This window comes from Bradyrhizobium sp. ORS 285 (assembly GCF_900176205.1).
GTDB lineage: Bacteria > Pseudomonadota > Alphaproteobacteria > Rhizobiales > Xanthobacteraceae > Bradyrhizobium.
Map to the genome: position 1 here is coordinate 5,484,649 of NZ_LT859959.1, position 13,737 is coordinate 5,498,385.

The 13,737-nt window shown below is 66.7% G+C and carries 10 protein-coding genes; 3 read left to right on the top strand and 7 right to left on the bottom strand.

The genetic code is table 11. From position 1 onward, the window contains the following. Positions 1–25: 25 nt before the first annotated feature. The 4 genes from uxuA to BRAD285_RS24655 form a co-directional block, all read right to left on the bottom strand. Positions 26–1,222, bottom strand: a complete 1,197-nt coding sequence (gene uxuA / locus BRAD285_RS24640) for a mannonate dehydratase (RefSeq protein WP_006610787.1) — start codon at positions 1,220–1,222, stop codon at positions 26–28. A 33-nt stretch (positions 1,223–1,255) separates the two neighbouring features. Continuing rightward, positions 1,256–1,981, bottom strand: coding sequence for a GntR family transcriptional regulator (locus tag BRAD285_RS24645; RefSeq protein ID WP_006610786.1), 726 nt, complete (start codon positions 1,979–1,981; stop codon positions 1,256–1,258). 18 nt (positions 1,982–1,999) lie between these two features. Further along, positions 2,000–3,862 carry a TRAP transporter large permease subunit gene (locus BRAD285_RS24650; protein WP_035645478.1) on the bottom strand — a complete coding sequence of 621 codons (1,863 nt, stop codon included), beginning with the start codon at positions 3,860–3,862 and terminating at the stop codon, positions 2,000–2,002. A gap of 177 nt (positions 3,863–4,039) precedes the next feature. Beyond that, positions 4,040–5,056 carry a TRAP transporter substrate-binding protein gene (locus BRAD285_RS24655; RefSeq protein ID WP_035645472.1) on the bottom strand — a complete coding sequence of 339 codons (1,017 nt, stop codon included), beginning with the start codon at positions 5,054–5,056 and terminating at the stop codon, positions 4,040–4,042. A 172-nt stretch (positions 5,057–5,228) separates the two neighbouring features. On the opposite strand from BRAD285_RS24655, the gene BRAD285_RS24660 reads away from it, so the two are divergent. After that, positions 5,229–6,239: a Zn-dependent oxidoreductase gene (locus tag BRAD285_RS24660; protein ID WP_006610783.1), complete on the top strand. Its 1,011-nt coding sequence runs from the start codon at positions 5,229–5,231 to the stop codon at positions 6,237–6,239. Between the two features lie 9 nt (positions 6,240–6,248). Beyond that, positions 6,249–7,733, top strand: a complete 1,485-nt coding sequence (locus BRAD285_RS24665; protein WP_006610782.1) for a mannitol dehydrogenase family protein — start codon at positions 6,249–6,251, stop codon at positions 7,731–7,733. Here BRAD285_RS24665 and BRAD285_RS24670 read toward each other — a convergent pair. After that, complete coding sequence (locus tag BRAD285_RS24670) at positions 7,730–8,926, bottom strand: mandelate racemase/muconate lactonizing enzyme family protein (RefSeq protein WP_035645470.1); 1,197 nt, start codon at positions 8,924–8,926, stop codon at positions 7,730–7,732. The two genes, BRAD285_RS24665 and BRAD285_RS24670, sit on opposite strands and share 4 nt — an antisense overlap. 188 nt (positions 8,927–9,114) lie before the next feature. Between BRAD285_RS24670 and BRAD285_RS24675 the strand changes: the two genes are divergently transcribed. Further along, positions 9,115–10,491, top strand: coding sequence for an MFS transporter (locus BRAD285_RS24675; RefSeq protein ID WP_006610780.1), 1,377 nt, complete (start codon positions 9,115–9,117; stop codon positions 10,489–10,491). A gap of 15 nt (positions 10,492–10,506) precedes the next feature. Here the strand turns inward: BRAD285_RS24675 and BRAD285_RS24680 are convergent, their stop codons facing one another. Further along, entirely contained in the window at positions 10,507–11,922 is a 1,416-nt protein-coding gene (locus BRAD285_RS24680; protein ID WP_006610779.1) for an FAD-binding oxidoreductase, read from the bottom strand. Positions 11,923–12,041: 119 nt separating this feature from the next. Beyond that, positions 12,042–13,736: a nickel ABC transporter ATP-binding protein NikE gene (gene nikE, locus BRAD285_RS24685; protein ID WP_371507226.1), complete on the bottom strand. Its 1,695-nt coding sequence runs from the start codon at positions 13,734–13,736 to the stop codon at positions 12,042–12,044. Between the last annotated feature and the right edge of the window lies 1 nt (position 13,737).

A 13,737-nucleotide genomic window follows, 5' to 3' on the forward strand; every position in this document is an offset into this window, starting at 1 on the left:
CCGTCGATCCTAGATCACGGCGCGGTCAGACCGGCAAGCGGTTGATGGCCGCAACCGCCGTCATCACGCCGCGGATCTCGGCGAGGCCCTTCAAGCGGCCGACCAGGGGATAGCCGGGATGGGTGCCGCGGCCGATATCGTCGGCCAGCTCATGGCCGTGATCGGGCCGGAACGGGATGCGCCAGTCCGGCTCGCCCTCGGCTTTGCGGCGCGCCTGCTCCTTGAGCAGCGTTGTCACGACCTTAACCATGTCGACATCGCCGCGCAGATGCTCCGCCTCCATGAACGAGCCGTCGAGCATCTTCGTCACGTTGCGCAGGTGCACGAAGCGAATGTGTGGGGCGAAGCGCTCGGCCATGGCCGGCACGTTGTTCTGGCCGCCGGCGCCGAGCGCACCGGTGCAGAAGGTGATGCCGTTGGCCTTCGAGGAGGCCGCATCGACGATGAACTGAAGGTCGTCGGCCGACGACACCACGCGCGGCAGGCCGAACAGATCGCGCGGCGGATCGTCGGGATGCACGCACAGGCTGACGCCGCATTCCTCCGCCGTCGGCACCACCTCGCGCAGGAAGCGCGCATAGTTGGCGCGCAGCTCGGCATGGCCGATGCCGCGATATTTTTCCAGCATGCGGCGCAGGCCGGGCACGTCGTAACGGTCATAGGCCCCAGGCAGTCCAGCCATGATGGTGGCGAGCAGACGGTCCTTGTCGGACTCGGAAGCCTGCGCCACCCAGGCCTTGGCACGGTCGAGCACATCGGCGGAGAACTCCGCCTCCGCGCCTGGGCGCTGAAGGATGTAGCAGTCGAACGCCGCGAAGCGATCCATGTCGAAGCGCAGCGCGGTGGCGCCGCCCGGCAGGCGATGCGCAAGCTCGGTGCGGGTCCAGTCCAGCACCGCCATGAAATTGTAGCAGACGGTGGTGACGCCGCAGGCGGCGAGGTTGCGCAGCGACTGCCGGTAGTTGTCGAACAGCTCGGTGAGATTCCCCTCGCCGAGCTTGATGGCTTCGGAGACGGGAAGGCTCTCGACCACGCTCCAGCGCAGCCGCAGCGACGAATCGCCCTCGATCAGACCGATGCGCTTGATGATCTCGTCGGTGCTCCACACCACGCCGTAGGGGATGTGATGCAGCGCCGTCACGATCCCGGTCGCGCCGGTCTGGCGCACCTGCGGCAGGGTGATGGGATCATCGGGTCCGAACCAGCGCCACGTCTGTTCCATGTCGTCCACCTCTTCAACAATGAGTGCACGCGATCAACGCCGCCGCCGGGCGCGGGTGCGCGGCTCCGCCTGCGCCATCTCTTCCTGACGCGCAAAGATGCCGTCGGCGCGGCGGAACACCTCGCGCAGATGCCGCCGCATCGCCGCCACCGCCTGGGCCTCGTTGCACGCTGCGAGCCCGTCCAGGATCTCCTGATGCTGCGCGATCAGGAGCGGAATATGGCCGGCATCCTCGATCAAGGTGAGATGACGGACGCGGTCGAAATGAATCTTGGTCTGCCGGATCACCTGCCAGACATGCGGATGCCGGCTGGTGCGGGCGATAGTCTGATGGAACGCCTCGTCATGGACGTAGAACTCCGCCGGATCGGCCGCAGCCTTCTGTTTCTCGATCAGCTCGGTCAGCTCACGCAGCGAGGTCGCATCCATGTAGCGCACGGCTTCCGCAACCAGCGCGCATTCCAAATGCTCGCGAATGAACTGCGCCTCGCCGAAAGCCTCGCGCAACACCGGCGCCACGACGCTGCCGCTCTGCGGATAGATGCGCACGAGATCGACGTCGGCAAGCTTGATCAAGGCCTCGCGCACGGGGGTGCGGCTGACGCCGAGCCGCTCGCACAGGTCGAGCTCGGCCATCGGCGTGCCCGGCGGCAGCGCGCCGGAGACGATGTCCTCGAGCAGCCGCTCATAGACCTGGTCGGCGAGCCGCCGCCCGGCCTTGCCGTCCAATCGCGTCAGCGGTGTCTGATCGTCATCCATGGCGGCAGTCTATCCGATTCACAGGAAGCCGATCGAGATCCACGGCAGGAACACGATCAGCAGCAGTGCCACGAGCAGCGCGGCGAGATGCGGCCAGACGTGGCGGATGACCTCATCGGGCGAGGCGCGGCCGATCGCGCAAGCGAGATAGAAGCCGACGCCGAATGGCGGCGTGAACAGGCCGAGCCCCATCGCGAACACCGCGATGATCGCATAGTGCACCTCGTGCACGCCCATCATGCGCGCGATCGGAAACAGCAGCGGCCCGAACAGCACGACAGCCGGCACGCCTTCGAGCACGCTGCCGAGCACGACGAAGGCGAGCGCCGAGATCAGCAGAAAACCCCAGCGGCCACCGGGCACGGCGACCATGAGGTCGACGAGCTGCTGCGAGAAGCCGGACTGGGTCAGCGCCCAGGCCATGCCGGTGGCGGCTCCCACGACGAGCAGGATCGCCCCTGACAGCGAGGCCGTATCGACCAGGATCGGATAGACACGCTTCCAGTCGAACTGCCGGTAGACGAAGATGCCGACCAGCACGGTGTAGATCACGCCGATGGCGGCGACCTCCGTCGCAGTGGCGACGCCTTCGACCACCGCCGAGCGGATCACGATCGGCAGGCCGAGGCCGGGGATCGAGATCGCGAACAGCTTCAGCCGCGTCTTGGCATCGAAGTGCTGCGCGCCGCTCATGTCCTCCTTGCGGGTCTGCAGATAGACCACGACTGACAATGCAAGGAGCCCGACCACCGCTGGCAGCAGATCACCGGTGAACAAGGCGGCGATCGACACGCCGGTCACCGAGCCCACCGTGATCAGCACGATCGAGGGCGGGATCGTCTCCGACATCACGGCTGAGGCCGACAGCAGCGAGACCAGATCGCCCTCGCGGCTGCCGCGCTGCTTCATCTCCGGAAACAGTGCCGGCGCGACGGCGGCCATGTCGGCGGCCTTGGCGCCGGAGATGCCGGAGACCAGATACATCGCGCCGAGCAGCACATATTGCAGGCCGCCGCGGAGATGGCCGATCAGCGAGACCAGGAACAGGATCATCGCGCGCGCCAGCCCTGCGATCTCGATCAGCGCCCCGAGCAGCACGAACATCGGCACTGCCAGCAGCACCATATGCGACATGCCCTCGCTGACGCGGCCGGGCACGATGAGGACCGGCACCGTGGTGCTGAAATGCAGATAGGCGACGGTGGCGAGCAGGAAGGCGAAAGCGATCGGCGTGCCGATCACCATCGCGCCGGCGACGAGGACGAAGAAGAAGATGAAGAGATTGTAGTTGCCGAGATCCTCCAGGACAGGCGCGGCCGCATACAGCGCCCCGGCGCCTGCGAGCACGACAGCCAGCGCGCCGATGATCTGCGGCAGCGTGGCCTGTTGGATCAGCCGGTCGACCGCCGTGAGTAGCATCAGCAGCACGCCCAACAGCATGGCCGCTTCGCGATAGCCCTCGCTGATTTCGAGCACCGGCATCTTGGCGATCAGATGGCTGTCGAGATGATGCCAGGACGGCATCACCAGCGCGACCAGCACGGTGCAGACCAGCATCAGGCCGAGCGCATCCGTGCGCGCCCGCCACGCCGGCGACAGGTTGCGCACGAAGGCGGTCAGCCGCATGTGCTCGGTGCGGCGCAGCGCCACCACCGCGCCGAGCATCGCCAGCCAGACGAACAGCACGGTGGCGAGCTCGTCCGACCAGATCAAGGGCGCATTGAAGAGGTAGCGTGCGGCGGTCGCAGCGCCGAGCAGGACGAGCTCTGCTACGACGAGCGCGGCGGCCAAGGCCTCGACCGTGCGGCCGAGCACCTGATCGAATCGCGCGAATGCGCCATGCGATGGCGCGGAGGTCGTCGCTGTGATGTCAACGGCCATTGCATTCTCCCCGGTCAACGCGAGCGCATCATTATCAGCTCGGCCTCATGGTCGAGACGCGTCGCACGTGCGACGCTCCTCGCCGGGAGGGTCTCGTCGTGCCACGCCGTCAGCCCTCGTCCCCGAGGAGCCCGCCACAGGCGGGCGTCTCGAACGACGGCGGCAAGCACGAACGCCTCAGAGCTGCCCCACTGACTTCTCGAGCAGGCCCCACGCCTCGGCGCCGAACTTCGTCTTCCATTCCGTGTAGAAGCCGGCAGTGCGCAGCGCGTCGCGGAACGGCTTGGTATCGACCTTGTTGAAGGTGACGCCGGCGCCCTGCATCTCGGCCTGCGCCTTCTCGTTGAAGCTCTGGATGTCCTGCCGCTCTTTCACGGCCGCATCCGACAGCGCCGCGGTGACGACGTCGCGAACGTCGGCCGGCAGGCTGCCCCAGCGCATCGTATTGGCGAAGATGTAGTGGCCATCCCAGATATGGCCGGACAACGCGATATACTTCTGCACCTCGTAAAGCTTCGCACTCTGGATCAGCGCCAACGGATTCTCCTGGCCGTCGACGATGCGAGTCTGCAGCGCCGCATAGAGCTCGCCGAAATTGATCGGCGTCGGCGCGGCGCCGAGGGTCTTGAACAGGGTCAACCACAGCGGATTGCCGGGGACGCGGATCTTGAAGCCCTTGAGGTCGTCCGGCGATGCGATCGGCTTGGCGCCGGAGGTGATGTTGCGATAGCCGTTGTCGAGGCATTTCGGCAGCACGTGCAGGCCGACCTTGGCGAACTCGCCGCGGACGTGATTGCCGAGATCGCCATCCATGGCCGACCAGACCTGGTCGTAGCTCTCGAATGCGAAGGCGACTGCATTGATGCCGCCGATCGGCACCACCGTCTGGTTCACGCCGGAGGTCGACATGAAGTCGAGCGCGCCGGAGCGCACCTGCGAGAACATGTCGGGCTCGCTGCCGAGCTGGCTGTTCGGATAGACCTGCAGGTCAACCAGCCCGTTGGTCTGCTTCTTGATGAACTCCGACGCCTCGATGATGCGGACGACGCCGGGATGCGTGGCCGGAAACGCGGTGCCGTAGCGCAGCCGATATTTGGCCGACTGCGCCTGCGCGGGACCGAACGCGAGCGCCGAGGCGCTTGCGAGCGCGGTGCCGACGAAGCGGCGACGGGACATGAATGTGGCTGACGACATTGGCAAACCTCCCCTGCCGGCCCGCTTGGGGACCTTTTGTATGTCATACCTATCCCCCAAGCCTATAAGGGATACCAAAATACGTTTCAACAGATAACTTGTATCCAAGTTTTGGGATTGCTATACGACCTCGGCTCACCGCCGAGATGAGCTCAGACGAAGGGAGCGACGCGTGAAGAGCCTCGTGGTGGAGCGGCCCGGCCGCCTGTCGATCGAAACCCGCGCCACTCCCGAGCCTGCCGCCGGCGAGGTCCGCATCAAGGTCGAGCGCGCCGGCATCTGCGGCTCCGACATCCATATCCTGCACGGCAGCAACCCGTTCGCGCGCTATCCGCGCGTGATCGGCCACGAGTTCTTCGGCCGCATCGACAAGCTCGGCGAGGGCGTAAACGCGCGGCTCGGCGCCCGCGTGGTGGTCGATCCCGTGGTCTCCTGCGGCACCTGCTATCCCTGCTCGGTCGGACGGCCCAATGTCTGCGCGGAGCTCGCCGTGCTCGGCGTGCATCGCGACGGCGGCTTCTCCGAATATGCCTGCGTGCCGGCCGAGAACGCGCATCTGCTGCCTGATAGCGTCGACGACGACAAGGCGCCGCTGGTCGAGCCGTTCTCGATCGCCGCCAACATCACCGACCACACCCGCGTGTTCGCCTCCGATGTCGCGCTGGTCTATGGCGCGGGCCCGATCGGGCTGACGGTGATCCAGGTGCTCAAGCACGTCTATGGCGTGAAGCAGCTGATCGTCACCGACCGTATCGACGCGCGCCTTGAGGCCGCGCGGCACAGCGGCGCCGACATCGTCGTCAACACGGCGCAGAGCGCCCTGCCCGCGGCACTCGCAAACGCCGGCATCCGGCCCACGCTGATCATCGATGCCGCCTGCCATCCTGCCATTCTCACCGAGGCCATCGAGATCGCCTCGCCCGCCGCGCGGATCGGCCTGCTCGGCTTCTCGGCCGAGCCGTCGACCATCGTGCAGCAGAAGGTCACCGCCAAGGAGCTCGCGATCCACGCCTCGCGATTGAACAGTGGCAAGTTCGGCAAGGTGATCGACTGGTTCGCCTGCGGCACCTTGCAGCCGGAGCGGCTGATCACCCACCGTTTCGACCTCGATGCCTACGCCACCGCGTTCGACACGTTCGAGCACAACCCAACCGAATGCTGCAAAGTGCAGCTGATCTTCTGACGTCCGCACATGGATCGGCTCAGCCCCACCACGCTCCACCGCCTGCCGGCCAGCATCATCAAGCCGGACTATGACCGCGCGGCGGTCGCCACCGGCATCGTCCATCTCGGCCTTGGCGCCTTTCATCGCGGCCACCAGGCGGTCTACACGGACGGCCTGCTGAAGCACGATCCGCGCTGGGGCATCCTCGGCGTCTCCTTGCGCTCGCCGGAGACCCGCGATGCCCTGGAGCCGCAGGGCGGGCTCTACAGCGTCACGGCGAGCAACGGCGAAGGCCATCAGCTCCGTATCATCGGCGCGCTCACCGGCTTGGCCGTGGCGCCGGAAGATCCCGCGGGCCTGCTCGCGCGCCTCGCGGATCCCGCGGTGCGGATCGTCTCCACGACCGTGACCGAGAAGGGCTACAGCCACGATCCGGCCACTGGCGCACTGCGCGCCGATGATCCGGACATTCAGCACGACATCAGCAATTTGGGCCTGCCGCGAACGACGCTCTGCTTCATCGTGAGCGGCCTGCGGTTGCGGCGGCTGCACGGCCTGCCGCCCTACACTGTGCTGGCCTGCGACAATCTCCCCGCCAATGGTCACACCTTGCGCGGCCTCGCCATCGCCTTTGCCGAGCTGGTGGATCGCGATCTCGCCCGGTGGATCGCCGACAACGTCCGCTTTCCCTCGACCATGGTCGACCGCATCGTGCCGGCTACCACCGATGCCGATCGGGCCGATGTCAGCGCCGCGATCGGCCTTCTCGACGCGTGGCCTGTTGTCACCGAGCCATTCAGCCAATGGGTCATCGAGGACGATCTCGGCGGCGCTCGCCCGGCGTGGGACATCAGCGGCGCGCAGTTCGTGCGCGACGTCGCGCCGTTCGAGCTGATGAAGCTGCGGCTGCTCAACGGCGCACATTCGACGCTTGCTTATCTCGGCTATCTCATGGGCTGCGAGACGGTTGCCGCCGCCATGTCCGAGCCGGATCTCGCCGGCCTCGTCGAGGACATGATGCGCGAGGAGGTCACACCGACCTTGCCTGCTCTCGGCGGCTTCGACGTCGCAGCCTATCGCGCCGCGCTGTTGCAGCGCTTCCGCAATCCGGCACTGAAGCACCGCACGGCGCAGATCGCGATGGACGGCTCGCAGAAGCTGCCGCAGCGCCTGCTCGGCACGATCAGTGACCGGCTCGCGCGCGACCTGCCGATCACCTGCCTCGCCCTCGCCGTCGCCGGGTGGATGCGTTACGTCAGCGGCACTGACGAGCAGCGCCGGCCGATCGATCTGCGCGATCCCCTGTCGACGCAATTGCGTGCGCTGGCGGATGACGCCGGACCAGTGGCGCAGCGGCTCGTACCCGCGCTGCTGTCGCTCACGTCGGTGTTCGGCAGCGACTTGCGGAGGGATCCCCGCTTCACGTCGGCGGTCGAGACCGCGCTCGATAGCCTATTCAAGCAAGGCGCCCGCGCGACGGTGGCACAGACGCGCCAGGCGGCGCTAAGCTAGGCTTCGCTCCGCCGCACCATGAGATCAGGCCGCTCGAACACCGACGGCGTGAGCTCCACGCCGAGCCCCGGCTCTTGCATCGGATAGACATACCCGTCCCTGATCTCCGGCATCGTTGTGACCAGCTCATTGTACCAGCCGTTGTAGAAGGCGCGCACCGACTCCTGGATCAAGGTGTTCGGCTGGCTGAACGACATGTGCACCGCGGCGACGAAGCCGACCGGGCCGATGCAGTCATGCGGCGCGAACGGCCGGTGATAGGTCTCCGCCAGCGCGGCGATCTTGCGCCCCTCCGTGAGCCCGCCGGTCCAGCACAGATCGGCCATGACGACGTGGACCGCATCGCGATCGAGCATGTCCTTGTGGGGATAGCGCGAGCCGAGCGTCTCGCTGGCGGTCACCCACACGTCGGTCGCGCGCGCGAACTCGGCCAGCGCCTGCGGCGAGTTCATGCGGATCGGATCCTCGTACCAGGTCGGCTGATAGTCTTCCAGCACGCGCGCGATCTGCTTCGCCGTCGGAAGATTCCAAAGGGAGTGCAGCTCGACCATGATCTCCATGCGGTCGCCGACCGCCTTGCGGATCTTCTCGAACGGCGCCACCGCCGCCTTCATCTGAGCTGCCGTGATGAACAGGCCCTCGTTCTCCTGCGCCGCCGGATCGAACGGCCAGATCTTCATCGCCGAGATGCCGCTCGCCAGCAGATCCTCGGCAAGCGCATCGGCGCGGTTCATGAAGGCGTCGAGATCCTCGTAGCGTCCCTTGGTTTCGAGGCTCCAGTTCGACACCGGCCGGATGTTGGACGAGCGGACGTAGCGCGTGCCGGCGCAGGTGTTGTAGATGCGCTGGCGGTCGCGGCAGAGGCCGCCGAGCATCTGGTGCACCGGCTGGCCGCAGACCTTGCCGAACACGTCCCACAGCGCGATGTCGATCGCGGACGCCGCGCGATATTCGACGCCGGTGGACGACTGCGCCATCGGCAGGTTCAGCATGTCGCGATGGATGGCCTCGATGCGCAGCGGATCACGCCCGAGCAGACGGGCCGCCAGCGTCTCGTGGATATGGGCCTCCACCGCACCGGCGCCATAGAACGTCTCGCCAAGGCCGATGAGTTCGCCATCCGTATGCACGCGCACCCAGATGACATTGGCGAACTCTTCCGTGCGCAGCGTCTCGATGGCGGTGATCTTCATTCTCGTCTCCCGTGGCCTGGCCCACGGTTCCACCCGCAGACCACCAATGTCGTGCGACGAGACAACGCAAGGGAACCTTGATCGATCTCAGCCGTCAAAGAAATCGGACATTGGAACGGCGACCGAACCCTCCGCGCGACCTCACGCTGCGGAAACGCTACGTGTCGCCGCAGTGAAAGGCACCCCCCATGAGCGTCGCAACGGCAACCGACATCCCTCCGCAGCGAACGACGATCGACAACGCCGTCCGCTATCTCGTCCAGAACTACAGTCCGAAGGGCAACCGCGTCGGCTGGCTGATGATGGCCTCGATCCTGGTCGAGGCCTGGGACCTCTACTCGATCGCCTTCGTGCTGATCTTCATCAAGGAGCAGTTCAATCCCGGTCCGCTGGAGCTCGGCCTCGCCGCCGCCGGCACGCAGGGCGGCGCGCTGATCGGCGCTTTGCTCGGCGGCTGGCTCTCAGACAAGATCGGACGGCGCTGGATGTTTCTCGGCACGATGACGATGTTCGTCGTGCTCGCCCTGGCGCAAGCGTTCGTTCCCAATGTCGCCTGGCTGATCGTGGTGCGCTTCCTGCTCGGCCTGCCGCTCGGCAGCGACATCTCGACCGGCTACACCTACATCATGGAGTCCATGGCCAAGGGCCAGCGCGAGGTCATGGGCAATCGCTGGCAGTTCATGTTCGCGGTCGGCGAGGTGCTGACATTAGGCGTCATCGCGTTGTTCCTGATTGCCGAGATCAACCACGAGACCGTCTGGCGCGTCACGCTCGGCCTCGGCGCGGTGCCCGCGCTGATCATCCTGTTCCTGCGCCACGACGTACCGGAGACCGCCGTCTGGCTGGTGCAGCACGGCCGCTTCCGCGAGGCCAAGGAGGTGGCGCGGCAGATGTACAATGACGAGCTCGCGATGCTGCCGAACCAGGACATGGTCGTGGAGAAGCCGAGCACCTGGGACTTCCTCTCCGATCTGCGCAAGGACCCGATCCGTTGGCGCGCGACGATCTACGGCTGGATCGCCTGCTTCGCGCAAGGCGCCGAGTTCGCGACCTTCGGCTTCTACCTACCGGTGCTGTTCACGATGGTCGGCGTCTCCACCACGCTCGGCAACAATCTCGTCACGATGGCGCTGTTCTGCCTCGCCGCCGTCTCAGGCTGGGTCGGGCCGCTGCTGACGCCGAAGATCGGCCACCGCGGCATCGGCATCGCCGGCTTCGCGATCGTGCTGGTGTCACTGATCGTGGCCGCCGGCGCGCTCTACACCGGCCACACGATGATCCTGCCGTTCGCCGCCGCGGCCATGCTGTGGGGCCATTACTGGGACGCCTCGAACTGCATGACCATCCCGACCATGGTCGCACGCCCGCGCTATCGCGGCACCGCGAGCGGCTTCGCCTACATGTTCGTGAAACTGCCGTCGTTCCTGGCGATCTTCCTGTTCCCGGCATTGTTCACCGCGATCGGCCAGGCCAACGCGACGCTGTTCGTCGCGATATTCCCGCTGGCGGGCCTGCTCGCCGCGATCTTCATCCTGCCGGAGGTGTATGGCTACGAGGCGGATTGAAATCGGGACGCTGAACTACGCCAACGGCAGCAGCTTGCCCGGGTTCATCAGCCCGAGCGGATCGAGCGTCCGCTTGAGCTGACGCATCAGCTCGAGCTCGAGCGGCGGCTTGCACAGCGGCATCTCGGAGGTGCGGAGCTGGCCGATGCCGTGCTCGGCGCTGATCGAGCCGCGGCGGCGGGTGATCTCGTCGTGGACGAGGCGGGTGATGCGCGAGCCCTGCTCGTAGAACTCGGCCTCGGTCATCGCGAGCGGACGCATCAGATTGTAGTGCAGATTGCCGTCGCCGAGATGACCGAACACTATCGGGCGGATGCCGGGCAGCGCCGCGCTGACGGCCGCATCCATGACATCGACGAAGTCGGCGATCTCGGCAACGGGCACGGCGATGTCATGCTTCAGCGCCTTGCCCTCGCGCACCAGCGCCTCTGAGACGCTCTCGCGCACGCGCCAGAACGCCTTGGCCTGGGTGCCGTCCTGCGCGATGACGGCGTCGGCGACGAGTCCCTCAGTCATGGCGTCGGTCAACGTGGTTTCGAGCCGCGCCGTCAGCGCGGCTTCCTCGCCGATGTCGCTGAGCTCGATCAGCACGGCCGCCTCAGGCATTGCCGCGAAGGGCAGCCGCGCGTCCGGAATTTGCCGCGTGATCATCTCGAGCGTCGCCGCGGTCAGGAATTCGAACGCCGTCAGGCGATCGCCGCAACGGGCACGCGAACGCTGCAGCAGCTTGAGTGCGGCGGCCGCATCGGCGACGGCGACGAAGGCCGTGGAACGCGCGGTCGGCTGCGGGAACAGCTTCAGCACCGCGCCCGTGATGATGCCGAGCGTGCCTTCCGAACTGATGAACAGGTCGCGCAGCGCATAGCCGGTGTTGTCCTTGCGCAGGGAGCGCAGGCCATCCCAGATGCGCCCGTCCGGCAGCACGACTTCGAGCCCGAGCGTCAGCTCGCGCATCACGCCGTAGCGCAGCACGGCGACGCCCCCTGCATTCGCTGCGAGATTGCCGCCGACCGTGCAACTGCCTTCGGAGCCGAGGCTGAGCGGGAAGAACAGGCCCGCCTCGCGCGCGGCATCCTGCACCTTGGCCAACACGACACCGGCATCGACGACCAAGGTCTGGCCGATCGCATCGACCGCACGGATCCGGTTCATCCGCGACAGCGACAGCACGATCGCCTTGCCGCTCGCATCCGGCGTGGCGCCGCCCGACAGGCTGGTGTGGCCGCCCTGCGGCACCACGGCGACACGCGCCTCGGCGCAGGCCGCCATGACGGCCGCGACCTCGGCGGTCGAGCCGGGCCGCACCACGGCAATGGCGGCGCCGTGATACTTGCCGAGCCAGTCGCGCAGATAGGTCGCCTGATCCTCGGGGGCGGTCAGGACATGAGAGGCACCGACAAGCCCCTGCAACGTGGAGATCAGCTTCGTCATGACGCGCGCGGAGACCTTTGTCGGTGAGCGTTTTGCGATGGCCGCAAACTAACAGGATGGGCGGCATCGCCCCCAATACCAAGTTGTCCGCCGTCCATAACCTGCTGTTATGGGTGAGGTCAGGCCGTCGCCAACGCCATCGGCGGGGCGATGTGCGGGACCGCGTCGACCAGCTCGCGGGTGTAGTCGGTCTGCGGATTGGCGAACAGCGCCCGGCTCTCGCCCTGTTCGACGATGGCGCCGGTGCGCAGCACGATGGTGCGGTCGCACATCATGCGCACGACGTTGAGATCGTGGCTGACGAACAGGAAGGCGAGATTGTCCTCGCGCCTGAGCTTGTTGAGAAGCTGCAGCACCACCGCCTGCACGGAGACGTCGAGCGCTGCGGTCGGCTCGTCGAGCACCAGCAGGCGCGGCTTGCAGGCGATCGCGCGGGCGATGCCAACGCGCGCCTTCTGCCCGCCGGAGAGCTGGTGCGGGAAGCGCTGCAGCAACTCGCGCGGCAGCCCGACGCGGTCGGCGCATTCCTCGACGCGCCGGCGCATCGTGTCGCCCGAGCGCATGTTCATCAGCCGGAACAGCGGGTGCGCGATGCAGTCGTACGCCGTGTAGCGCGGATTGAGACTGTCGTTCGGATCCTGGAAGACGATCTGGATGTCCTTACGCAGCTCCGAACGGTGGAAGTCGCGCGCCGGAATGCCGCCGATCGACTGGCCGTCGAACAGGATCTCGCCCTCGCTCGGATCGAGCAGCCGGCAGATCATCCGCGAGGTCGTGCTCTTGCCCGAGCCGCTCTCGCCGACCAGACCGACGCTCTCGCCGCCGCGCATCGTCATCGAGAAGTCCGCCACGCCAATCGTACCGTCGTCGAAGCGCTTAACGATGTTTTTGACGTCGAGCAGCAGCGGCGTGCCGTGCGGCGGAGGCGGCAGCTCGGTGACCTCAACCAGCGGAATTTTGTCGCCATCGGGCACGAGGTCCTCGATGCGCGAGGTCGCGGTCGGCGACGCCGCGACCAGCCGCTTGCTGTAAGGATGCTGCGGCCGGTGGAACAAGGTCAGTGGCTCGGCCTCCTCGACCAGCCTGCCCTGCTCCATCACCACCACGCGCGCGCAATAACGCGCGGCGAGGCCGAGATCATGCGTGATCAGGATCGTCGCCATGCCGCGCTCGGCCGCGATCTTGGCGAGCAGGTCCATCACCACCTTCTGCGTGGTGACGTCGAGGCCGGTGGTCGGCTCGTCGGCGATGAGCAGCGACGGATTGCAGGAGATCGCGACCGCGATCATCACGCGCTGGCACATGCCCCCGGAGAGTTCGTGCGGATAGGCGCTCATGCGCCGCTCGGGATCGCGGATCTGCACCGCCTTGAGCAGGTTCAGCGCCTCGGCCAGCGCCTCCTGCCGCGACCGCCGCCGATGCGCCAGGATCGCGTCCGCGACCTGCTGGCCGATGGTGCGGATCGGGTTCAGCGCCGCGCGCGGGTTCTGGAAGATCATCGACATCGCAGCCCCATGCAGGCTGCGCAGATCGGCGCCGCCGGCGCGGGTGATGTCCTGGCCCTTGAAGCGGATCCGGCCGTCGGCAATGCGGCCAGCCTTGTCGAGCAGATGCGTGATGGCAAAGCCGGTGACCGACTTGCCCGAGCCGCTCTCGCCGACGAGCCCGAGCATCTCGCCCGGCTGCAGCGACAGCGACACGCCACGCACGGCCTCGACGAGGCCGCGGCGGGTTGAGAAGGTCACCTTGAGGTTTTCGACTTCCAACAACGGCGAGGTCACGTGCGCATCCTCGGATGCGCCACGCTTGTTCATT